19 protein-coding genes are annotated in these 20,315 nt (G+C 60.1%); 5 read left to right on the forward strand and 14 right to left on the reverse strand.

Features of this window, described 5'->3' with window-relative positions:
* Nucleotides 1-110 precede the first annotated feature (110 nt).
* The 3 genes from F8N12_RS14305 to F8N12_RS14315 all read right to left on the reverse strand — a co-directional run bounded on the left by F8N12_RS14305 (nucleotide 111) and on the right by F8N12_RS14315 (nucleotide 2,177).
* Nucleotides 111-1,061, reverse strand: coding sequence for a VOC family protein (locus tag F8N12_RS14305; protein ID WP_150581001.1), 951 nt, complete (start codon nucleotides 1,059-1,061; stop codon nucleotides 111-113).
* 69 nt (nucleotides 1,062-1,130) lie between these two features.
* A complete protein-coding gene (locus tag F8N12_RS14310; RefSeq protein ID WP_150581002.1) occupies nucleotides 1,131-1,889 on the reverse strand; it encodes an SDR family NAD(P)-dependent oxidoreductase in 759 nt (252 codons plus the stop codon).
* A 51-nt stretch (nucleotides 1,890-1,940) separates the two neighbouring features.
* Nucleotides 1,941-2,177 (reverse strand): ferredoxin, encoded by a 237-nt coding sequence (locus F8N12_RS14315; protein WP_150581003.1) that lies wholly within the window; start codon nucleotides 2,175-2,177, stop codon nucleotides 1,941-1,943.
* Between the two features lie 123 nt (nucleotides 2,178-2,300).
* Between F8N12_RS14315 and F8N12_RS14320 the strand changes: the two genes are divergently transcribed.
* From F8N12_RS14320 to F8N12_RS14335, 4 genes are all read left to right on the forward strand, one after another.
* Nucleotides 2,301-3,563: an MFS transporter gene (locus F8N12_RS14320; RefSeq protein ID WP_150581004.1), complete on the forward strand. Its 1,263-nt coding sequence runs from the start codon at nucleotides 2,301-2,303 to the stop codon at nucleotides 3,561-3,563.
* A gap of 26 nt (nucleotides 3,564-3,589) precedes the next feature.
* Nucleotides 3,590-3,910, forward strand: coding sequence for a 2Fe-2S iron-sulfur cluster-binding protein (locus F8N12_RS14325; RefSeq protein ID WP_150581005.1), 321 nt, complete (start codon nucleotides 3,590-3,592; stop codon nucleotides 3,908-3,910).
* A gap of 20 nt (nucleotides 3,911-3,930) precedes the next feature.
* Entirely contained in the window at nucleotides 3,931-5,166 is a 1,236-nt protein-coding gene (locus F8N12_RS14330; RefSeq protein WP_150581006.1) for an NAD(P)/FAD-dependent oxidoreductase, read from the forward strand.
* A gap of 84 nt (nucleotides 5,167-5,250) precedes the next feature.
* Nucleotides 5,251-6,084: an oxidoreductase gene (locus tag F8N12_RS14335; protein ID WP_150581007.1), complete on the forward strand. Its 834-nt coding sequence runs from the start codon at nucleotides 5,251-5,253 to the stop codon at nucleotides 6,082-6,084.
* Between the two features lie 39 nt (nucleotides 6,085-6,123).
* Here F8N12_RS14335 and F8N12_RS14340 read toward each other — a convergent pair whose 3' ends face one another.
* The 5 genes from F8N12_RS14340 to F8N12_RS14365 all read right to left on the reverse strand — a co-directional run bounded on the left by F8N12_RS14340 (nucleotide 6,124) and on the right by F8N12_RS14365 (nucleotide 11,107).
* Nucleotides 6,124-6,474, reverse strand: a complete 351-nt coding sequence (locus F8N12_RS14340) for a nuclear transport factor 2 family protein (RefSeq protein ID WP_150581008.1) — start codon at nucleotides 6,472-6,474, stop codon at nucleotides 6,124-6,126.
* A gap of 23 nt (nucleotides 6,475-6,497) precedes the next feature.
* Nucleotides 6,498-7,799 (reverse strand): MFS transporter, encoded by a 1,302-nt coding sequence (locus F8N12_RS14345; RefSeq protein ID WP_150581009.1) that lies wholly within the window; start codon nucleotides 7,797-7,799, stop codon nucleotides 6,498-6,500.
* Nucleotides 7,800-7,809: 10 nt separating this feature from the next.
* A complete protein-coding gene (locus F8N12_RS14350; protein ID WP_150581010.1) occupies nucleotides 7,810-8,598 on the reverse strand; it encodes an SDR family NAD(P)-dependent oxidoreductase in 789 nt (262 codons plus the stop codon).
* Between the two features lie 148 nt (nucleotides 8,599-8,746).
* A complete protein-coding gene (locus tag F8N12_RS14360) occupies nucleotides 8,747-9,778 on the reverse strand; it encodes a hypothetical protein (RefSeq protein ID WP_150581011.1) in 1,032 nt (343 codons plus the stop codon).
* Between the two features lie 51 nt (nucleotides 9,779-9,829).
* Nucleotides 9,830-11,107 carry a cytochrome P450 gene (locus F8N12_RS14365; RefSeq protein ID WP_191623167.1) on the reverse strand — a complete coding sequence of 426 codons (1,278 nt, stop codon included), beginning with the start codon at nucleotides 11,105-11,107 and terminating at the stop codon, nucleotides 9,830-9,832.
* A 182-nt stretch (nucleotides 11,108-11,289) separates the two neighbouring features.
* Between F8N12_RS14365 and F8N12_RS14370 the strand changes: the two genes are divergently transcribed.
* Nucleotides 11,290-11,955 (forward strand): TetR/AcrR family transcriptional regulator, encoded by a 666-nt coding sequence (locus F8N12_RS14370; protein ID WP_150581012.1) that lies wholly within the window; start codon nucleotides 11,290-11,292, stop codon nucleotides 11,953-11,955.
* A 193-nt stretch (nucleotides 11,956-12,148) separates the two neighbouring features.
* Here F8N12_RS14370 and F8N12_RS14380 read toward each other — a convergent pair whose 3' ends face one another.
* The 6 genes from F8N12_RS14380 to F8N12_RS14405 form a co-directional block, all read right to left on the reverse strand.
* Nucleotides 12,149-13,753: a phytoene desaturase family protein gene (locus tag F8N12_RS14380; RefSeq protein ID WP_150581013.1), complete on the reverse strand. Its 1,605-nt coding sequence runs from the start codon at nucleotides 13,751-13,753 to the stop codon at nucleotides 12,149-12,151.
* 94 nt (nucleotides 13,754-13,847) lie between these two features.
* Nucleotides 13,848-14,669, reverse strand: a complete 822-nt coding sequence (locus tag F8N12_RS14385; RefSeq protein WP_150581014.1) for an SDR family NAD(P)-dependent oxidoreductase — start codon at nucleotides 14,667-14,669, stop codon at nucleotides 13,848-13,850.
* A 28-nt stretch (nucleotides 14,670-14,697) separates the two neighbouring features.
* Nucleotides 14,698-15,516 carry an enoyl-CoA hydratase/isomerase family protein gene (locus tag F8N12_RS14390; RefSeq protein ID WP_150581015.1) on the reverse strand — a complete coding sequence of 273 codons (819 nt, stop codon included), beginning with the start codon at nucleotides 15,514-15,516 and terminating at the stop codon, nucleotides 14,698-14,700.
* Entirely contained in the window at nucleotides 15,513-16,484 is a 972-nt protein-coding gene (locus F8N12_RS14395) for a lactoylglutathione lyase (RefSeq protein WP_150581016.1), read from the reverse strand. Before F8N12_RS14395 ends, F8N12_RS14390 begins: the two co-directional genes overlap by 4 nt.
* A gap of 46 nt (nucleotides 16,485-16,530) precedes the next feature.
* Entirely contained in the window at nucleotides 16,531-19,062 is a 2,532-nt protein-coding gene (locus F8N12_RS14400) for an efflux RND transporter permease subunit (RefSeq protein WP_150581017.1), read from the reverse strand.
* A gap of 35 nt (nucleotides 19,063-19,097) precedes the next feature.
* Complete coding sequence (locus F8N12_RS14405) at nucleotides 19,098-20,228, reverse strand: WD40/YVTN/BNR-like repeat-containing protein (protein ID WP_150581018.1); 1,131 nt, start codon at nucleotides 20,226-20,228, stop codon at nucleotides 19,098-19,100.
* Nucleotides 20,229-20,315 lie beyond the last annotated feature (87 nt).

Below are 20,315 nucleotides of genomic sequence, written 5' to 3' on the forward strand. Positions count from 1 at the left end.
GCCCGGCCCAGTGGCAGAACGGCGCGCTGATCCTGCGCAGGTGATCGGTTTGGGCATCAAGCAATGCCCAGAACGTTTGCCCGGCCACCTCGACCCGCGCCAGGCGCATGTCAGCGCTTGGCCAGGTAGATCGGCAGATACTCGGCGTCGAGTACTTCTTCGGGCGTCTTCACGCTGGCGCCGAGAATCGGGCCGACCATTTCATGGCCCCACAGGCTGAGTTTTTCCGGGTTCAGCTCGTAGGGATCGCCCTGCCATGGCTCGATCTCAGCAATGGTCTCGAAAGCAAAACCGGACGGATTGAAATGGTAGAACGACAGGTGCGGGTCCTGGGCATGTTGGCCAAGGGTCATCATCATTGGCAGCTCGCGCTGACGCACGATGTCGTAGGTTTCCCCCACATCGCGGACATTGCGTACGAACAGCCCGACATGCTGCACGCCCATGCGTCCCGGCCCATGGCCGTAGGCAATATCATGGCTGGTGTGATGGTTGAGTTTCGAACGGAAAAAACCGGTTCGCCCTTTACCGGCACCGGCGCCATACCAACTGAAACCCATGACGTTGATCAGGAAGTCTTCCAGCTCCGGCGTGTAGTCCGGGGTGATCAGCACCACATGCCCCGCCCCTCGTTCGTCGGCCAGAAAACCGCTGTGGGGACGCCCAGGCTGGAAGGAACGCGGCATCCATTTTTGCCCGTAGAAAAGTTCGTGCTGATAACCGACCGGATCGCGGAAACGCACAAGTTCCCGCACGCCACGCTGTTCACAGAGCTCTGCATCGCCACGGCTGTAGTCGACATTGGCCGCCGCCAGCTTCCTGATACCGTCTTCGAACGCCATGCGCCCGACCGCTTCCCAGCCGATGTAGGCAATCCGGTCAACTTTACCTGGGTGAAACGCGAAACGATGACGGCGGTCATCAATCTTGAAATACAGCGACTCCGGATCACTATCGGGGTTCTTACCGATACCAAAGCCCATGACCTGCGGGCCGTATTCACGCCAGGCTTCGAGGTTGGGAGTTTCAAAGCCCATGTAACCGATACCGATAATGTCCACGTCATTCACCTTGTTATTGTTCGAGATGATGAAAGGTGCCGGTCGCTCCTGCCAGGGGCGCCGCGCGTACTAGATCGCCAGCAACCCGCCGTCGATTACAAAGTCCGAACCGGTAATGAACGAAGCTTCGTCCGAGGCGACGAAAACCGCCATCGCGACCACTTCCTCAGGTTCGCCGGGGCGGTCCATCAATACGCCATCCAGCAGCATCGCACGCATTTTCGGGTCTTCCAGAAACGGACGAGTTCCGGGCGTCGCGACAAATCCTGGGCTCAGACTGACCGCACGGATGCCAAACGGCGCACCTTCTACGGCCAGTTGGCGGGTGAACGAAACCACCGCACCCTTGGCTGCGGAATGCGCAGAAATTCCGGCCACTTTCGAACCGCCCCACGCGGCGGTTGACGATACGTTGATGATCACCCCGCGCTGTTCGGCCAAGTGGTGCCAGGCATATTTGGTGGTATAGAACAGCAGGTCGATTTCGTTGCGCATGGTGTACTGCCAATCTTCGATCGACAGTTCGCTGACCAGCCCGAACCGTGCAGCGGATGCGTTGTTGTAGAGAATGTCGATGCGCCCGTGCTCGACGACGGCGGCATCGATCCACGCCTTGGCCTGCTCGTGGTCACCCAGGTCCACCGGGGCCGAGCCGTACAGAGTGAAACCCTCTGCCCGCATCAACGCGGCCGTTTCTTCATGACCTTCGGCGACAAAGTCGCAGCCAACGACAATCGCCCCTTCGCGGGCAAACCGCAGCGCCGCGGCCCTGCCCTGCCCGCCGCCGGTACCGGTGATCAGCGCGACTTTGTTGTGTAAGTGTCCCATAAGCACATCCTCACTTCAGTGATTGACACGTTGCGGTCGATGCTTTCGCTGTCAAACGGCTTCGTCTTCTGAAGTGATGGGCTCAAGCCAGATCGCCTCCGCCGGGCAAGCGGCGGCACCTTCGCGGGCCTCCTCTTCAAGTTCCGGTGGCACGGCGGCGTTGTCGAGGTACACCAGGCCATCGGCGTCAAGTTTGTAGACGCTTGGGCAGATCGCGGCACACAACCCGTAACCACAACAGCGGCTACGGTCGGCCACGGCTTTGAATTGCGCTTTTTCTGAACTCATTTTTTTCTCCTTATCAGGTTCAGCGATGGCAAATTATGAACACTTATTTATTTTATGTGCAATTAATTTTTAACGCGGATATGCTGAGACTGGCTCAACAAAACCTATAAGGAAGCCAGTCCCATGCATCCGTCCAAAAGCGAAGCGGCCATTGATCCGCAGGAATTTCGTCAAAGCTGGAGAATCCTGATCCTGTCGGTGGCGGGTGTCGCCATCAGCATCAACGCTGCCCTGCTGTATGGCTTCGGTACCCTGGTGGTGCCACTGGGCGATGCGTTCGGCTGGAGTAAAAGTGAACTGCAGGCCTGCATCACCTTCCTGTTCGGCGGCGCAGTGGTTTCCCTGCAACTGGTGGGTTGGTTCAATCTGCGCTACGGCATGAAGCGTGTCACGGTTATTTCCCTGCTGCTGCTGTCACTCGGCTACCTCGCGACGACCCAGCTGACCCAGTCGATCTGGTCGATGTACATTGCCTTCGCGCTGCTGCCGATCGTCGGCATGGGCGCGCTGGCGGTGACGTGGACGCAGCTGATCAGTCTGTGGTTCGATCGCAATCGCGGCCTGGCGCTGGCCATTGGTCTGTCCGGCACCGGCGTCACCGCTGCCACCATTCCCCGCCTGATGGCCTGGGGTATCGAACAGTGGGACTGGCGCGCAGCGTTTGTGATCCTGGCGCTGCTCAATCTGCTGGTGCTGCTGCCGTTGATTCTGCTGTGGTTCAAGCTGCCCGTCGCTGCCGCTCAGCGCAGTGACGGCGGTGAGCTTGAGCAATTGCCGGGGATGGGGTTCCGTGAAGGCATGGGCTCGCTGAAATTCTGGACGTGCAACCTGGCCCTCAGCCTGGTGATTTCTTCGATTGTCGGCATGGTCACCAGCACCGTACCCATGCTGCAAGCCCGCGGTTTATCGGCTGCGGACGCCGCCACTATTTTCAGTTGCTTTGGTATCTCGCTGATCTTTGGTCGCATGTTGATCGGCTATTTGCTTGATCGCCTGTGGCCGCCGGCAGTGTCTGCGCTGAGCCTGTTATTGCCCGCCGTGGGTTGTTTCATCTACCTGAGCCCGACAGCCGAGTTCGCCCCCCTGATGCTGGCGGCGGTGCTGGTCGGTTTTGGCGCCGGGGCGGAATTCGATATTGCCGCGTTCCTGATTGCGCGCTACTTCGGTTTGCGCGAGTACGGTCGTCTGTTTGGCGTCCATCAAGGCTTGAATACCGTGGCGTCGGCACTGGCGCCGTTGCTCTTCGCCTACATGCTGGCGCGAACCGGTTCGTATAGCGCGATGCTGGTGTACAGCGCCGCTTGCTGCATCATCGGTCCGTTGCTGCTGCTGACCCTGGGGCGCGTGCCGCGCTTCAACGCGCAAACCCTTCCCGGCCAATCCTGAACCCCCAACAAGAATCGGAGCAGACCATGCCCACACTGACCTTTATTGAACACAACGGCACCGCCCATCAGGTCAAAGGTGATATCGGCCAATCGGTGATGCAAGCCGCGACCTTTGCCTCGGTGCCGGGCATTCCGGCCGATTGCGGCGGTGCCTGCAGTTGCGCCACCTGCCACACCTACGTCGACGAAGCCTGGCTGGGCAAAGTGCAGGCCGCCGAAGGCATGGAAAACGACATGCTCGAATACGCCTTCGAGCGCCGGGACAACAGCCGCTTGAGCTGCCAGTTGATCATCAGCCAAGAGATGGACGGCATGGTCCTGCACCTGCCGTCTTCGCAATTCTGAATGCGCATGAAGGAGTTCCCATGACCCTCGCCTCAGTGGTAATTGTCGGTGCCGGCCAGGCCGGATTTCAGGTCGCTACTTCCCTGCGTCAGGAAGGCTATGACGGGCGTATTACCCTGATTGGCGATGAGCCTGGCTTGCCCTACCAGCGCCCGCCGTTGTCCAAGGCCTACCTGCTCGGCAAGATTCAGGCGACCAATCTGCTGTTTCGCCCTGCGGATTTTTACGCCACCCAGCGCATTGAATTGCTGCATGACCAGGCAACAGCGATCGATCGCCTGAATCGACGGGTGGTGCTGGCCTCCGGGACGGCGGTCGCCTACGACCATCTGGTATTGGCCACTGGCGCGCACAACCGACCATTGCCGGTTCCCGGCGCGGATCTGCCGCAAGTGTTCGGCATCAAAACCCAGGCTGATGCCGATGCCCTGGCGCCACTGGCGAAAGAAGCGCGCAACGTGGTGGTGATCGGTGCCGGGTTTATCGGCCTTGAGTTCGCCGCAGTCGCTGCTGCTTTGGGCGCCAACGTGCACGTGCTGGAGCTGGGCGAGCGTCCCATGGCGCGGGCGGTGTCGCGGGAAATGTCGGAACTGTTCCGCCAGGCCCACGAAGCCTGGGGCGTGCACTTCGACTTCCGCCAGGGCTTGAGCCGCATCGATGGCGACAACGGCAAAGTGTGCGCAGTGCAAACCGCTGACGGGCGCGTCTTGCCAGCTGATCTGGTGGTGTTTGGCATTGGCGTCATCCCTAACGCGCAACTGGCGACTGAAGCGGGTCTGGACATCGAGAACGGCATAAGGGTAGACGCCAGTTTGCTGACATCCGACCCGCAGATTTCCGCACTGGGTGACGTTGCCAGTTTCCCTTGCCTGCAAAACAATGAGCAGCACACCCGGCTTGAGTCCGTACAAAACGCCGTCGATCAGGGCCGCGCAGTCGCCGCTCGACTGATGGGCAAACCGGCGCCATACAGCGCGCTGCCGTGGTTCTGGACCGATCAAGGCAATCTGAAGCTGCAAATTGCCGGGCTCTCCCATGGCTACGACAGCACCGTGGTGCTCGGTTCGGTAGAAGACAGGCAAGCCTCGGTGCTGTGTTTCCGCAATGATCGCCTGGTGGCCGTGGAGTCCTGTAATCGCATGGGCGATCACATGGCCGCGCGCAAGATACTCACCCGCGCGCCCAGGCTGACGGCCGCAGAGGCTGCCGCTGACGGTTTTGACCTGAAAGCCTGGGAAGCGGCCAATCGCGACTGAGCGGGCCCGGACGAGGAACGCACACAGCCGCGCCCGCCTCTGAGCTGACGCGGCTTTTTTTCGCATGACGAAGGGAGCGATGCCATGAACAAAGTCTGGTTTGTAACCGGTGCGGCCCGAGGCCTTGGCGCTGCGATTGCCAAAGCGGCATTGGCCGACGGTGACCGGGTTGTCGTTACCGGCCGGCGTATCGAACCGTTGGAAAAGGTGTTTGCCGAGTACGGCGAGCGTGTTCTGGCTGTGGCGCTGGATGTGACTGACGAAGCCCAGGCGCTGGTTGCCGTAGACAGCGCCGTTGCGCATTTTGGCCGCATCGATGTGCTGGTCAACAACGCTGGTTATGGCCAACTGGCGCCCTTCGAAGACAATTTCGCCAGCGACGCTGACAAGCAATTTGCGACCAATGTGTCGGGTGTATTCAACGTCTGTCGCGCGGTATTGCCCGTCATGCGCCAACAACGCAGCGGCCGGGTGTTCAACCTGTCTTCAATGGGCGGCGTGGTGGGGATGGGCGGAGCGGCTTTGTATTGCGCCTCGAAATTTGCCGTGGAAGGTTTTTCCGAGTCCCTGGCCCTGGAGGTCGCGCAGTTTGGCATCAAGGTCACACTGGTGGAGCCCGGCGTTTTCCGCACTGACTTCCTCGACCCCAGATCGGCTGTTTTTGGCACACGTGGACTTGAGGATTACGCCGCCTTCACGGCCAAGGTCAAAGGCGCGTCGGCTGCCTACAACCATCAGCAAACCGGCAACCCGGCGAAGCTGGGCGTCGCGCTGGTGCAGCTGGCCAACAGCGAAAACCCGCCGTTGCGCTATGTTGCGGGCTCCGACGCCTATCAGCAAATCAGTAACAAGCTGAACAGAATGCTCGCGGAAATCGAGCATTGGCAGCAACTGTCATTCTCCACCGACGGCATATGACGCCGGTGCGCACAGCCGATGAGCGGCTGTGCGCAACGACTATTGATTGATGAAGTAGCGCACCGACAAGGTCCCTTCCTCGAATCGATACAACTCGATCGTCTCAACGCCCCCCTCCTGCTCGCGGAAGGCGTTGAGGTGATGACAGGCCGCTTCATTGCCGTTGATGATGCACTGGCGCACTTCCACGCGAATCTTCGGTTGCTGCTGCGCCCACATGCCTTCCAGCACCTGCCAGGCATCGTGCGGCGGCTTGCCGACGTATTCGATACTCAAGCCGTTGGGCGACACACTGCGGTAGTGGTCAAAAAAACCCTCCTTGTCACCCCTGTTCCAGCAGTCGATCTGACCGTGCAGGAAGTGCTCGATCGTCTGTTTGTCCATACTCATGTCGGGTTCATCCTCGGGTAGGGTCAGGCGTGCTGCTGCGGTTGAAGGTTGCGTTGACGCGCCAGAAAGGCCGGTTCCATCCGCAACCACAGCAAAATGGTCGGACCGATAATGGCGCAGCAGAAACAGCACACCAGCACCGCGGAATAGCTGCCGTACACATCGTAGAGATAGCCGAACAGCATGGGCACCAGACCGGAAACGATGGTGATCAGGCACAGGTGCAACCCGAAGATTCGCGCGTAGTCCTTCAGGCCGAAATAGCGTGCCATCAGGAAGGCCGCCAGATCGAATTCAGCACCGGCACTCGCGCCAATGCACAGGGTGGCCAGTACCAGCAGCGGTATATTCTGCGCCCCGCCAAACAGAAAAATTGCACAACCCAACGCCGGTAGCGCCAGGCTAACGGCGGACACCACAGAGGGCGAATAACGGTCCAGCAGATAGCCCACCAGCAAACGTCCGCCGATAATGGAAATGCCGAAGGTGCTGAAGATCTGGCTGGCCTGCTGGGCGCTCAAGCCTTTGCTTTGCAGCATCGGCACCAGGTTGGTGACCATGCCGACGGTCAATGACACCGACAATATCAGCGCAACGTTGAAACCCCAGTACATGCCGGAGCGCACGGCTTGTTTGAAGGACATGCCGGACAGTTCCGGAAGCACTTTTTGCGTGGTGGTCTCCGCGCTGGCGAAGTGAGCCGGCACACGCAGCCACATCAACGACAATGGCAGCGTGAACAGCAACGGCATCGCCGCCAGGGCAATGAAACCGGCTTGCCAGCCATAGGCGGCAATCAGCCTCGACAACAGCGGCGGCAGAATCATTGCCATCAGCCCGGTGCCGCACAGAATCACCGCCAGCGCCAGCCCCCGGTTGCGCTCGAACCACAGGTTGATCAGTTGCGTCCAGGTAATCGCAATGGTGCCGGCGCAAACGATCGGCATGCTGAAGAACGCCAGGTACAGCCAGCCAATCGACCCCTGGATCCGGGTGATGGCAAGGTACCCGACGATCTGCAGCACAATCGACACAATCGCCACTCGGCGCAGGCCGTAACGGCGGTAGAGCCAGCCAACCAGTTGCGTGGATATCGCGACGCCGGCGAACAGGAACGTGATGGATGCCTGCAGGTCGCCGCGGCTCCAGCCGAACGCTTGCTCCAGGGGAATCACCAAGGTGCCGAAGGCGTAAAGCAACGCCGCGGTGATGCTGGTGCAAATCCCGAACAGACCCAGTATCACCACACGCCAACCGTGCTTGAATTCGGAGAAATCAGTGCCGCCGTGGGCGGTGGTGCGGGTGTTGCGTGTCTCGGTTGTCATGACTGATTCCTCAATCGCCCTTGAGAATTTCTTCGACTTTGGGCAGCGCGATCATGGTGGCGCCGCCATCCACCAGCAGCGAAGTGCCGGTGATGTAGGAAGCTTCGTTGGAGGTCAGAAACAGCACGGCATTGGCAATGTCGGCGGACTCGCCCAAGCGACCTATTGGGAAATGCGCGGCCAGTTTATGTGGCAGTTCCTTGCCCAGGGTTTCCAGCATGTGGTCGGTGCCGATCAGTCCGGGCTCCACCACGTTGACCAGAATATTCATGGCGCCAAATTCCACCGCCAGACCGCGCGCGAAAGCATTCATGAAGGCTTTGCTGGAGCCGTAGGCAATCAGCCGTGGGGTGTATTTGCGGTTGGCTTCGCCCGATGAAATGAAGATAAGGCGTCCTTTGTCGACCGCTTTTGACAGGTGCGGCGCGCTGTCTTTGGCCAGCCAGAACAAGGATTGAATATTGCTGCGCACAATGTGATCAAAGATGTGATCGGCCATGTCAGCGATCAATCCGTGACTGGTGTCGGCGGCGCAGTGCACGACGATGTCCAGGCCGCCGAAATGTTCGACGCCATCCTCCACCATTGCTTTGATCGCCTCGCGATCGGCTATGTCGCCATTCACGAGGCAGGCTTCACCGCCCAGCGCCTTGATCTGCGCGATGGTTTCGTCGCCGTATCGAGCGGTGCGTGCCGACACAATCACCTTGGCGCCTTCCCGGGCATAGGCCAGCGCAATGGCGCGGCCCATGCCTCGACCGGCGCCGGTGATCAGCACGACTTTGTTGTGGAATTTCATCGTTAATCCTCATTGTTGTATTTGTCGAGGCTATTGATGCAACGCATACGCCCCCTGTAGGAGCTGCCGAAGGCTGCGATCTTTTGATTTTGTTTTTCAAGATCAAAAGATCGCAGCCTTCGGCAGCTCCTACAGGGGGGCGGTTGGTTTACAGGTCTTTGCCCGGAACGTTGCGGGCCGAGCCGTTGCGCCGGTCCGACTCGCCCCAACCTAACCAGTGCGAGGGCTCGCGGGTATCGCCGACCCGCCGCCAGCGCCCTTCCTGCTGCGCCGTGATCGGGAAGCCACCGACGAAATCGATCATCTCGCCCTTCTCGTCCGGCAGGAACTCCCACTCTTCATCGCCTTCCAGTACAATTTTTGCGGACTTGAGGAAGTAGCTGCCGTCCTTGTGCTCGGTGTGACCTTCGATATCGGTGGTGACCCGCACTTCGCCTTTTTCGTTGTTGAAAATGGCGTAGCCCAGATGGTCATGACCGACCATGAACGAACCGGTGTCCCAGGTGCCGTCTTTGTATACCGTGACAAACGACCACCAGATCACATGCTTGTTGTTGTTCACCACCAGGTCTTTCTTGAAGTGGATGGCGCCGCCTTCGGCCATGTAAAACTGATCCAGCGCCATGGCGCCCTTGACCGGCCGCCCTTCACAGACACCGGCGATATCCCACAACTGCGACACGTAAAAAGTGCCCCACTCCACGCCTGGCAAGTACCACTGCAGCCCTGGGCCAAGCAGTCGGCCTTCAAGGTGAAACAGGCCTTCTTCCTTCCAGGTCAGGCGTTCGCTGCTCGCGGTTATTTCCCAGCCGTTACCGGGCTCACCCGGCTGACTGGCCCACCGCGCAACATCGCCTTCCAGACTGTGCACGGGCAGTGGAGTGAGCGCCTGACGGGCCATCTTTTCGTGGTCCATGCGCAGGTTGACGTTGTCGACATGGTTGTTCAGGTAAAAAAACTTGGTGGGGTTGGGCGTGCCGTTGGGCGCCATCAGTGAGCGGACGAACGAGTAGATATTGCCTTGCTCATCGCGCACCGAGCCGAAGGGCGAACTCTTGCTCAGGTGCAAGCCGAAAAAACCGCGTTCGGATGACAGGGATGCGCCGGTGACCTTGTGCGGTCCAACCAGTTGTTGAAAACCGAAGTCACCGCGTTCTGGAATGGTTTTAAACGTTCTCATAATGCCCTCTGTTGTTTTTGTTAAGGCCGGGAAACGGATTTACTGGGTGAGTCAGTCCCAGATCACCGGGAGCGTGGAGACCCCGCGCAGTTGCGCACCGCCGATCTGCGGAACGGGTTGAGTCGGGTCCAGGCGCAGGTTGGGAAACAGGTCGAGGATCGCGTTGACCGCGCAGCTGATTTCCACCTTGGCTACGAATTGACCGATGCACATGTGCGGGCCGAAGCCAAATCCAAAAGAAGGTTTCGGCTTGCGATCGATGTCGAACACTTCGGGGTTTTCAAAGGCGTCTTCATCGCGGTTGGCCGACACCACCATGCATTGCACGAATGAACCCTTGGGGATTCTCACGCCATGGAATTCCACTTCTTTGGCGGTTTCGCGCACCTTGAAAGTCGCCACCGGTTCAAAGCGGGTGGTTTCGTCCATCAGTCTTCCGATCAGCGAACGGTCAGCCTTGACCCGTTCCAGCAGACCGGGCGTGGTCAGCAGCAAGGTCATGACCGAGCCGAACATGCGCGTGGTAGTTTCACCTGCGGCCGGTAACAGGGATCGGGTGAAGGTGATCACCTCATGATCATTCAGCGTCCGCCCCTCATATTCGGCGCGCAGCAAGCGACCGACGACGTCATCGCCCTGACTGCCCTCGGCGCGCCGTTGCACCACGACCTCGGCCAGTGCGTCGTACAGGCCTTTGACGGCGATCCCGGCCTGACGCCGCGCCTCGACCATCTTGCTCGGGTCGATCTGGTTGCCGCCAACAATGGCTAGCGCCCAGGCCGCGTATTGCTTGTACTTGGACGGCTCATCCGACGGAAAGCCCATCAAGGCGTACATGACCCGAATCGGCAGTTCGAGGCCGAACTTCATCAAGTCGGCTTTTTTCGCCGGTAACATGGGCTGAAGGTATTCCTCGCGAATCACCTGGTCGATCTGCGGACGCCACTTGTTCACGGTCTCCGGCATAAACGCTGGCTGCAGCAACGCTCGTACTTTGCGGTGCTCGTCACCGTCCATGGCCAGAATGATCAAGCCATCGAAAAACGCCCCCAGTCCTTCGGCGATAAATCCGCTGGTGTAGGTCGCGCCGTCGCGCAGCACGGTCATCACGTCCTGGTATTTGAACAAGGCGAAGGTCGGACGCGTGCCCTGCTGAGTGCCGGCGTTGGTCGGCACACCAAACTGGGTGATGAAGTCGCCTTCGTAGATCGGGGATTTGAGCCGCTGTTCGCGGCACACCGCGTGAATATCCAGGTCTGTGCCGCGATACATTTGCGACACTGCGGAGTACGCGGTGGCCAGATCCAGTGCTGCGCTTTCGTTGCTCATCAGGATTTCCTGTCTTGTTTTTATTGTGCTTGCACACCAAGATTGCCCGGCTGCCAACTCATCGTAAGCGGTTGTGTGCGAGCGGGCAGTCCGCTTCGTTTGACTCAGGGTCAAACGAAGCCCTTCAGGAAAATGCTTCAGGGTGTGAGCAGCTGCGCAGATCCAGGCACAAGGAGTTCGAGGTGGTAGTAAAAGCAGGAGAAGGTGGCGCACAGAGCAAGCGCAATACAATGAACCGCCTGCTGGCTGCTGCGCGAGTGGAGTTCGCCAGAAAAGGCCTGGCAGGCGCCCGCGTGGAAGAAATTGCCCGGGATGCCGGCGTTACCAAGCAGTTGGTCTACCACTACTACAACTCCAAGGAAGGCCTGTTCATAGCGGTACTGGACGAGTCTTCGGACAACATCATGTCGGAGCTGGTCAACCTCAGTGTCGAAGAGCTTTCACCGCCTGTGGCCATGCGCGCGGTGCTCAATCATTTTTTCGACCAATACCGTCTGGACCCCTTCCTCGGCAGCCTGGCGCTGGAGGGCATCCGTTACCACGATACTCACCAGACACCTCGCAACCACTTTCTGGAAATGGTCCCCAAGCTGATCGCCAAGCTCGACGCGATTCTCCTGCGTGGGGCCACCAGTGGTGATTTTCGTGCAAACATCAACCCGCGCCTGTTACTGGCGAGTGCATCGCTGGTGACTACGGGCTGGTTTACCAATCGCTATTCGATGTCGGCACTGGCCGGGCTGGATACCGACTCGGAGCAAGGCATGGCGACGTGGCGGCAGTACTCGGCGGATTTTGTGCTGGCAAGTATTTCGTTGGGGGCCGTTAAAAACGCCGATGGGATGTGAGTGCAGGGCCAGTCATCACGCCGTTCAATTTCCTGGACATCAAGCGGGCACTCCGGCCTGAGCAAATCCCCTGTGGGAGCGGGCTTGCTCGCGAAGGCGTCTTGTCAGGCGACATTGTTGGGGAATGACAGTCCGTATTCGCGAGCAAGCCCGCTCCCACATTGGAGCGTTGTCGGGCCTGGGTTCACTCGCTTTAGTGAGCTTTTTTACCCAGATACTTGCTCACCCGCTTCGCCGCCAACCGCCCGGCCATGCCATTGACCCCACCCCCCGGGTGAATCCCGGCGCTGCCCAGGTACAAGCCCGCTACCGGCAAGGTGTCGCCGCCCAGGCCGTGTGCAGGTCGCATGGTGCTCGAGCGCATAGATGTGGTGTCGATATGCACCACGCAGCCATTCACCGTGTTCAAGCGCGCCGTGAAGTCTGGAGCCGCCTCGATGTGCCGACCGATCACCTGCCCCTCGATCCCTTCGATGTAGTCGTACAGCTGTTCCTGCACCTGATCGGCCACACGCTCACGCAAGTTGTCCCAACCCTCATTGGGAGCCACCGGCATCACCGGCGGATAGATGTACAAGATGTCCTGCCCGGCCGGTGCTTGCGACGGGTCGGCGGCACTCGGTGCGGCCACGGTGATATAGGGCAGCTTCGGCACCTCGCCACGGGCGCAGGCGGCGAAGTTTTCCAGCACGGCTTCTTCGGTGCCGATCAACATCACGGTTTTCCGCAAGTCCACACCGTCGCCACGAAGGGCAGCAAAACGCGGCAGCGAAATCTGCCCACGCAGGGCCACATCCACCTTCAAAGGCCCGGAGCCCTTGCCATTGGCTGGCGCCATGGCGATACGGGTCAGCAAATATTTTGGAATTTGCCCCGGCGTCACCATGTCCAGCGCTGGCTTCGGATGGCAGCCGGCGATGACCGCCCGCGCCGTGAACTGACGACCATCGGCCAGTTTCACGCCTTGGATCTGCCCTTCCCTGGCGACGATTTCACTGACGCTCGCGGACACCAGCACGGTGCCGCCCAATTCTTCCAGGCGAGCCTGCATGGCATTGCTCAACTGCTGCATGCCCCCCAGCACTCGACCAACACCAAAACGATGGAGGAACCCGAGCAAGGCGTAATAGATGCCACCGCCATCGGCGCTGATATCGCCTGCCAGCCCGGTCAATGCGCACATCGCCGAGATAGTCACCGGATGCTCGAAACGCTCACGCGCGGCCTGCAGTGCAGAGCCCGTCATCAACGCCATCAGCTCGGGTTTCAGCGCTTTATGCTTGATCGCGGTACCCAGTATTCTCAGTTTCACACCCAGGTTGGTTTTGGCCGGGTCGACCCGCATCATCGGCAGCGCGATATCCAGGAACATGTCGATGACGTTCATGAACTGCAGAAACGCCTCGGCGTCTTTGCTGCTGAAGCGGCGAATCTCGGCGGCGGTCTTTTCGCGGTCACGCCAGAAAATCAGCGATTGCCCGTCCGGGTGCAAATAGACGTAACCCGGCGCTAGTTCTATCGACTTGAAGCCGTGTTGATCCAGGCCCAGTTCGGCCGGCACGTGGGAATGCACGCGCATCGACATCATGTCCAGCGCACAAGGGTGGACCAGGTGCTGCGGGGCTTCGGGTATCAGGTAACCTGACGAAGCCATGCCGCCGACCTTGTCCAGCGCTTCGAGCACCAACACTTTTTTGCCTTCCAGGCCCAGGTAGCAGCCAGCCGAAAGGCCGTTGGTGCCGCCGCCGACAATGATCACATCGAAATCGGTGTTGCTCGCAGGTGGGTTCTGGTTCATCAAAAGCTTCCATGTCGACTTTCGACCACGGCGGCGCAGCGGCTGTGGCGGCGAAGATGAGCGGCGGCGCACGGCAGAGCGGCGCCGGAGAGCGTTACATGCCGGTGCGGCCCATTTGCGCGAACAGCGCACGCATGGCCACCAGCGAAGGTGTATGGCTGCTGAAGCCACCGTCGGCAACCAGCGTGGTGCCGGTGACAAACGAGGATTCATCACTGGCCAGAAACGCCACCACATCGGCGATCTGCCGAGGCGTGCCCAGTTCGGCGGTGCAATGGTTGTCGCGCAGAATGTCTAGCAACGGCGCAGGCATCGCGTGTTCCGAAGGCGCCAGGCCGATCTGCACGGCATTGCCACGAATGCCCTGCTTGCCGTATTGCGACGCCACCATACGCGGCAGCATCATCAGCCCCGCTTTGGAGGTCGCGTAGCCGGTCAGTGACATATCGCCCTGCATGCCCAGGCCGGAGGTTGCGAAGATGATCGAGCCCTTGCCGTTCTCCAGCATGACCGGGATAACATGTTTGGTGCACAGCACCGCACCACGCAGATTCACTGCGATCGCACGATCCCAGGCCTGCATGTCGAGGTTGACGAAATCGCGGTCCATCTGGCGTTGCTCGGCATTCAGGATGGCCGCGTTGTTGTGCAGGATGTCGATACGGCCGAAACGCTTCTTCACCTGGGCGACCATGTCCCGCACGTCATCTTCCGAAGAGACGTCAGTGGCGATCGCCAGGGCCTGGTGGCCATCGGCAAGCAAAGATTCGGCGACCGCTGTCGCCCCGTCGAAATTGATATCGACCACCGCAATGCTTGCCCCGTGCGACGCCAGCACCCGAGCGCATTCAGCGCCGAGGCCGCCACCGGAGCCGGTAATAATGGCCACACGTCCTGCCAGTTTTCCTGTGCTCATGTCCTGTTCCTTATTGTTTTGGAGCGTTTCATTCGCCGGTAAAACGCGGTTCCCGTCGCTCGCTGAACGCCTGGGCCGCTTCACGGGCGTCCTGGGTCGGGGCCAGCAAGGCGAACAGGTCCAGCTCCAGATCGAGGCCGCGCTTGAGGTCCATGTCCAGAGCAGCCCGGGCCGCCTGCTTGACGAAGGCCGAAGCGGTGGGCGGCTTGACTGCAATGCGCTGGGCAAAGGCGCGCACTTCGTCCAGCAGGCTGGCGTTGTCACTTGCCAGGCGACTGACCAGACCAATACGCTGCGCTTGCTCGGCGCCCATGCGGTCACCGGTGAGCAACATGTCCAGTGCCTGACCTGGCGCCACCACGCGGGAAAGCCGTTGTGTACCGCCACCACCGGGGATCAGCCCCAAACCGGTTTCCGGCAGGGCGAATACTGCATCGGGCGCGGCGAAGCGGATGTCACAGGCCAATGCCAGCTCCAGCCCGCCGCCCATGCAGTAGCCATGAAGAGCGGCAATGACCGGTTTGCTGATGCCATCCAGCGCTTCTATCCAGCGTACTTTTTCCATGCGCTGGCGAACCTGCAGGCTCGACTCTGGGCCGCGCCGTTCCTTGATATCGGCCCCCGCGCAGAAGCCCCGCTCGCCTTCGCCGCGAATCACGATCACGCGAATCTGCGGGTCTTGCTGCAACTGCGCCAGCGCTTGCGGTACGCCCTGGCGAATGTCGTCGTTGATGGCATTGATCTGCCGGGGTCGGGTCAGAATCACCCAACCCACCATTGCATCGCGCTCCAGACGCACTGCTTCGTTGATCAGTACCGGAGGCTGCTGGTTTTGCGCTGTGCTCATGCAGGGCACTCCTCGAACTCGAACACCTGGCCGCTGAGTTCTTGCGGGTCGATCTTGATCAATGCACGGCCGCCAACGGCTTGCGACGATTCGATCCATTCGAAGCGCGTGCCGCGTGCCCGCAGATCCTCGGCCTTGGCCGCCAGGTCGTTGACGCCGATGCGGATGTAATACGGACCCGGCCCCCAGTTGTTGACGTAATGCCCGGCGTCGGTGTTCCAGTAGGTCGCTTCGAGTACATCGAGGGTGGCGCTGTTGGGCACGGTGAAACCCATTCGCGCACGGCGGTAACCTTCGCTGGCGATGGTCTCTACCGGGCCGCTCGGCTCCCAGTCGAGGTTGGTCGATACTTTGCGCAGGGTCTCGTCAAGATCGCGCACCAGGAAACCCCGGGCCGTCACGCGCACCATGTCGCCAGGCTTCTGATCACGCGGCTGCATCGGCGGCAACTGGTACGTTTCCGGTGGCATCTGCAACGGCTCGGTTGGCATGATTTCGATGCACAAGCCGCCGTCCACAGTCGGCTGGTAATACGGTTGTTCCGGAGTCGCGCCCAGCCACAGACGGTCGAACGGCATTTCCGGGGTGCGTTGCGCCATGCGGAACGGCAAGCGACGACGCATCAGTTTGTCCACCAGCGCGTCGAATTTGTCCCCGTGCAAGGCCAGCACAATGGAGTGGGTCAGCATTGGCCGATGGTGGCCCTGGAAATCCTTCAGGCTTTCCAGAAAATCATGGAACAGGGGATCGCCAGGGTTCGGCCGATCCAGGTGCCACTGCGGTTCGATGCGCGTTGGCGACACCGCCAAAGATTTGTGAACCCGCAAAAAATGCGCGATGTAGGGATGATTGTCGAACGCCTGACGCCAGCGCTCATGCTTATAGATCCCGAGCTTGTCGACCAACATTTCCGTCATGCCGTCCGGGTCCGGAACCATCATGTCGGCACTCATCAATAACTCGAACATTGTTCTCTCCTTGCAATTGCCAGCCGGGTCTGTGCCCGGCTATTAGTCAGCGGACACGCCGGGGGAAGGCGAGCTCATTCAATGAGTGCGTAGTCAAGGCAGCGGAAGGTTTACGCGGCTCCTGCTGCGCGCGGGCATCTTCCAGGTCGAGCGTCACCCCGGCCTTGGAATTGCCCTTCGGATTAAGCAGGTAATGCGACAGGGCCGGGATAAGCACCAGCGCACCGAGCATGTTCCACAGGAACATGAAGGTCAGCAGAATGCCCATGTCGGCCTGGAACTTGATCGGCGACCAGGCCCAGGTAATTACCCCGGCTGCCATGGTCAGGCCGACGAGTGCGACGACGCGGCCGGTGAAGTCCAGCGAGCGACGATAGGCCACCGCCAGACTGCCACCGCGTTCCTGTACCGCCAGTTGCACACTCAGCAGATACAGGGCGTAGTCCACGCCAACCCCCACGCCCACTGCAATCACCGGCAAGGTGGCCACTTTCAGACCAATGCCCAGCCACACCATCAATGCCTTGCAGATGATGGTGGTCATCAGCAATGGAATCAGGGCCACCAGGGTTGCGCGCCAGCTGCGGAAGGTCAGCAGACACAGCAAGGCCGTCGCGCCGTATACCGCCAGGTACATGGTGATGATGCCTTTCTCAACCTCGATGTTAGTGGCGGCCTCGATGCCGGCATTGCCTGCGGCCAAAAGGAATTCCACAGGTTGTTCAGCACCGGCGGCGGTATTGTTTTCCTTGGCGAATGCTTCGGAGACCTGCAACACCCGGGTCAACGTGTCAGCCTTGTGGTCTGCCAGATAGGCAATCAACGGCGTCACCGAGCATTGCTGGTTGGTGATGCCCGGGGCAGAAATCATCGCCGCATCCACGGCTGAGTTGGTGATGGCCTGGTCACGACTGATGCTCAGCCACTTCGGGCTGCCTTCAGCCATGCCGGAGCTGATCATCCGCACGGTTTCGGCCAGCGATTGTGTGGTTTGCACCCCCGGCGTCTGGCGCAGGCGCCAGGCCAGTTTGTCCATGCTTTGCAGCGACTGATACAAACGGCAGCTGTCTTCGTTGGTCTTCATGATGACTACGAACTGGTCACTGGAAAGTCCGTAGTGACTGGTGATGTAGGCGTTGTCGAGGTTGTACCGCGAATCGGCACGCAACTCCGGTGCGCCGGGGTCCAGATCGCCCACCTTGAGGTTCATCATCACCACACTGCACACCAGGGTCACCAGCAGCGACAAGGCAATGACTGCCGTCGCCCATGGGCGCTCGGTGAAACGGTCCAGACCGTGCCAGAGACGCCCGAGCACACCACGGTTTTCGGCGCCGGCCTGATCCTTGGCGATGGCGATACGTGCGGCTTTCTTACTCACGCCCAGGTAAGACAGCGCCACCGGGATCAACAGCAGCTTGGTGAAAATCAGGACCGCCACGCCCATGCTGGTGGTCAGTGCCAGGTCGCGGATCACCGGAATATCGATGATCACCAGCACCGCAAACCCGACGATATTGGTCAGCAGCGCGGTCAGACCCGTAAGGAACAAACGGCGGAAGGTATACCGCGCCGCCACATATTTATGGGTGCCGCGGCCAATGTCCTGGAGGATGCCGTTCATCTTCTGCGTGCCATGGGAGATCCCGATGGCAAAAATCAGAAACGGCACCAGAATCGAATACGGGTCCAGCTCATAGCCAAGGATCTGCATCAGACCCAGCAGCCACACCACCCCTGCCACCGCCACGCTCACCAGCAACAACGTACTGCGCAGGCAGCGGGTATAGAAATAGACGAACAGCCCGGCGATCAGTACCGATGCGCCGAAGAACAGCATGACCGAATACAGGCCATCGATCAGGTCACCGACCAGTTTGCTGAAGCCGACTATGTGGATGCCCACCTTGTCACTTTCCAGCGAGCGGATCTGCGCTTCCAGTTGCGTGGAAAAGTCGCCGTAATCCAGAGGCAGCCCAGTCTGCGGGTTGGTATCGAGCAGCGGCGCGACAATCATGCTCGACTTGCCGTCGTTGGCCACCAGGTTGCCGATGATGCCGGAGCGCATGATATTGCGCCGCAGGGCCTTGATCGACTTTTCGCTGCCGTCGTAATCCGAAGGCATCACCGCACCGCCATCGATGCCCTCCTCTGTCACCTCTTTCCAGCGAACGATCGGCATCCACAGCGATTTCATCCAGGAGCGGTCAATACCCGGGATCAGGTACAGGGTGTCGTTGACTTTCTGCAGCGCCAGCAAGTAGTCGGCCTCGTAGATGTCACCGGTCTTGTTTTCGACCACCACGCGAATGCTGTTACCCAGGCCCGGCAACTGGTTTTTGTAGGCCAGATAATTCTTGATGTACGGGCTGGAGCTGGGAATCATTTTCTCGAAGCTGGCATTCACCTGCAGCCGTGTAGCAAAGAAGCCCAGCACCACGGTGGCGAGCAAGCAAGCAACGACGACCACCATGCGATGACGGAAAATGACCCGTTCAAACCAGCCACCGGAGTTCTTGTCAAAGTCCTCCAGGTTGGCAATCACTGGCATCCCGCTGTTGAATTTTTGCTCGACCATTTTCTCTTTCTCGTAGGGGAATCGTGCCGACGGCTTTAGTTGGCCTGGGCGATATCGATGACCTTGGCGCCGCTGAAACGCGTGACCACCAGGCTCCCGGCCTGTTGCGTGGCACTGGCTGCATACACCTCGCCGACCCGCGCATCTGCCAGCGGCGTGACCTGCAAACTTTGCCGGTCAACGCTGACCAGTTGCCCACCCTGGCTTACCACGATCAAGGCATCGCCCTGCTCGACGATGCTGACCAGGCTGCTGTTGAGGTTGGTTTGCACGGGCTGCCATTGCTGGCCGTCATCCCGACTGGCGAACAGATTGCCGCGCAGCCCATAGGCCAGCAGCAGACCGTCGAAGGCACGGACGCCGAAGTAGGTGCCGGTGTAAGGCGTCTCGACGTTCACGAAACGTTGCTGCGCGGCGTCCAGGCGCAACACCACGCCTTGTTCACCACCGATATAGAACGTGCCGGCATGTTCCGCGAGGCCATACAGGTGCATGCGCCGGTCGTTGTCACTGCGCTCGATCCAGGGTTCCCAGGTCTGACCATCGTCAGTGCTGTGCAACAACATGCCGAAAGCACCTACGGCAAAGCCATTGCCCTGCTCATCGAACAGCACATCCAGGAACGGTGCGGCCAATACGTCGGGTGTCGCCGAACTGCTGGCGGCCATTGCAACTTCCCTGAGCACCAGAGCGGCCGATTCATCGCCTTGTTCTGCGCGCGGCCCGTAGTAAGTATTGAGCAACGTCAGCAGACGGCGTCCGTCGAGTTGCACCTGCCAGCTGTCACCGCCATTGCTGGTGTGCAGCACCACGGCATCGTGACCGACGATCCAGCCGTTGCGCTCATCGCGAAAACGTACCTGCACCAGATCGCTGGACACCGGGCTATCGAGTTGTCGCCAGGTCCGGCCCTGATCGGTGGAACGCTGGATCAACCCGTGCAGGCCGACGCCAATCATTGCATCGCCCACCGTGGTGACCGACAGCAAGGGTGCTGGCAGCTGCGCGTCGATCGGTTGCGCCGGCACGTCCAGCGAATCGGTAGACGCCGCAACTGCGCTGTAAGCAGGCGTGGTCAGCAACGAACTGGCGCCGACGATCAACGCGACAGCCATCAGCCGGCGCGATTTACAGAGAAGAAAAGAAGCAGGGCAAGGGCTAGTCATTATTTTTATTCCTTAACCATCCCGCGGGGCAAACCCGCCCGTGACGCCTGCCAGGCTTGATGCGCAAACCGGCAGGCAACACAGGCG

Origin of the sequence: Pseudomonas fluorescens (genome assembly GCF_902497625.1) — a bacterium.
In the GTDB taxonomy this organism is placed as follows: domain Bacteria; phylum Pseudomonadota; class Gammaproteobacteria; order Pseudomonadales; family Pseudomonadaceae; genus Aquipseudomonas; species Aquipseudomonas fluorescens_BQ.

Coding starts and splice junctions, on each gene's coding strand:
- F8N12_RS14390 (WP_150581015.1), bottom strand. CDS start 15,516: ATGAGCACAGCGCAAAACCAGCAGCCTCCGGTACTGATCAACGAAGCA.
- F8N12_RS14340 (WP_150581008.1), bottom strand. CDS start 6,474: ATGAGTATGGACAAACAGACGATCGAGCACTTCCTGCACGGTCAGATC.
- F8N12_RS14395 (WP_150581016.1), bottom strand. CDS start 16,484: ATGTTCGAGTTATTGATGAGTGCCGACATGATGGTTCCGGACCCGGAC.
- F8N12_RS14365 (WP_191623167.1), bottom strand. CDS start 11,107: ATGAGCAACGAAAGCGCAGCACTGGATCTGGCCACCGCGTACTCCGCA.
- F8N12_RS14350 (WP_150581010.1), bottom strand. CDS start 8,598: ATGAAATTCCACAACAAAGTCGTGCTGATCACCGGCGCCGGTCGAGGC.
- F8N12_RS14360 (WP_150581011.1), bottom strand. CDS start 9,778: ATGAGAACGTTTAAAACCATTCCAGAACGCGGTGACTTCGGTTTTCAA.
- F8N12_RS14330 (WP_150581006.1), top strand. CDS start 3,931: ATGACCCTCGCCTCAGTGGTAATTGTCGGTGCCGGCCAGGCCGGATTT.
- F8N12_RS14335 (WP_150581007.1), top strand. CDS start 5,251: ATGAACAAAGTCTGGTTTGTAACCGGTGCGGCCCGAGGCCTTGGCGCT.
- F8N12_RS14310 (WP_150581002.1), bottom strand. CDS start 1,889: ATGGGACACTTACACAACAAAGTCGCGCTGATCACCGGTACCGGCGGC.
- F8N12_RS14320 (WP_150581004.1), top strand. CDS start 2,301: ATGCATCCGTCCAAAAGCGAAGCGGCCATTGATCCGCAGGAATTTCGT.
- F8N12_RS14325 (WP_150581005.1), top strand. CDS start 3,590: ATGCCCACACTGACCTTTATTGAACACAACGGCACCGCCCATCAGGTC.
- F8N12_RS14385 (WP_150581014.1), bottom strand. CDS start 14,669: ATGAGCACAGGAAAACTGGCAGGACGTGTGGCCATTATTACCGGCTCC.
- F8N12_RS14400 (WP_150581017.1), bottom strand. CDS start 19,062: ATGGTCGAGCAAAAATTCAACAGCGGGATGCCAGTGATTGCCAACCTG.
- F8N12_RS14380 (WP_150581013.1), bottom strand. CDS start 13,753: ATGAACCAGAACCCACCTGCGAGCAACACCGATTTCGATGTGATCATT.
- F8N12_RS14315 (WP_150581003.1), bottom strand. CDS start 2,177: ATGAGTTCAGAAAAAGCGCAATTCAAAGCCGTGGCCGACCGTAGCCGC.
- F8N12_RS14405 (WP_150581018.1), bottom strand. CDS start 20,228: ATGACTAGCCCTTGCCCTGCTTCTTTTCTTCTCTGTAAATCGCGCCGG.
- F8N12_RS14345 (WP_150581009.1), bottom strand. CDS start 7,799: ATGACAACCGAGACACGCAACACCCGCACCACCGCCCACGGCGGCACT.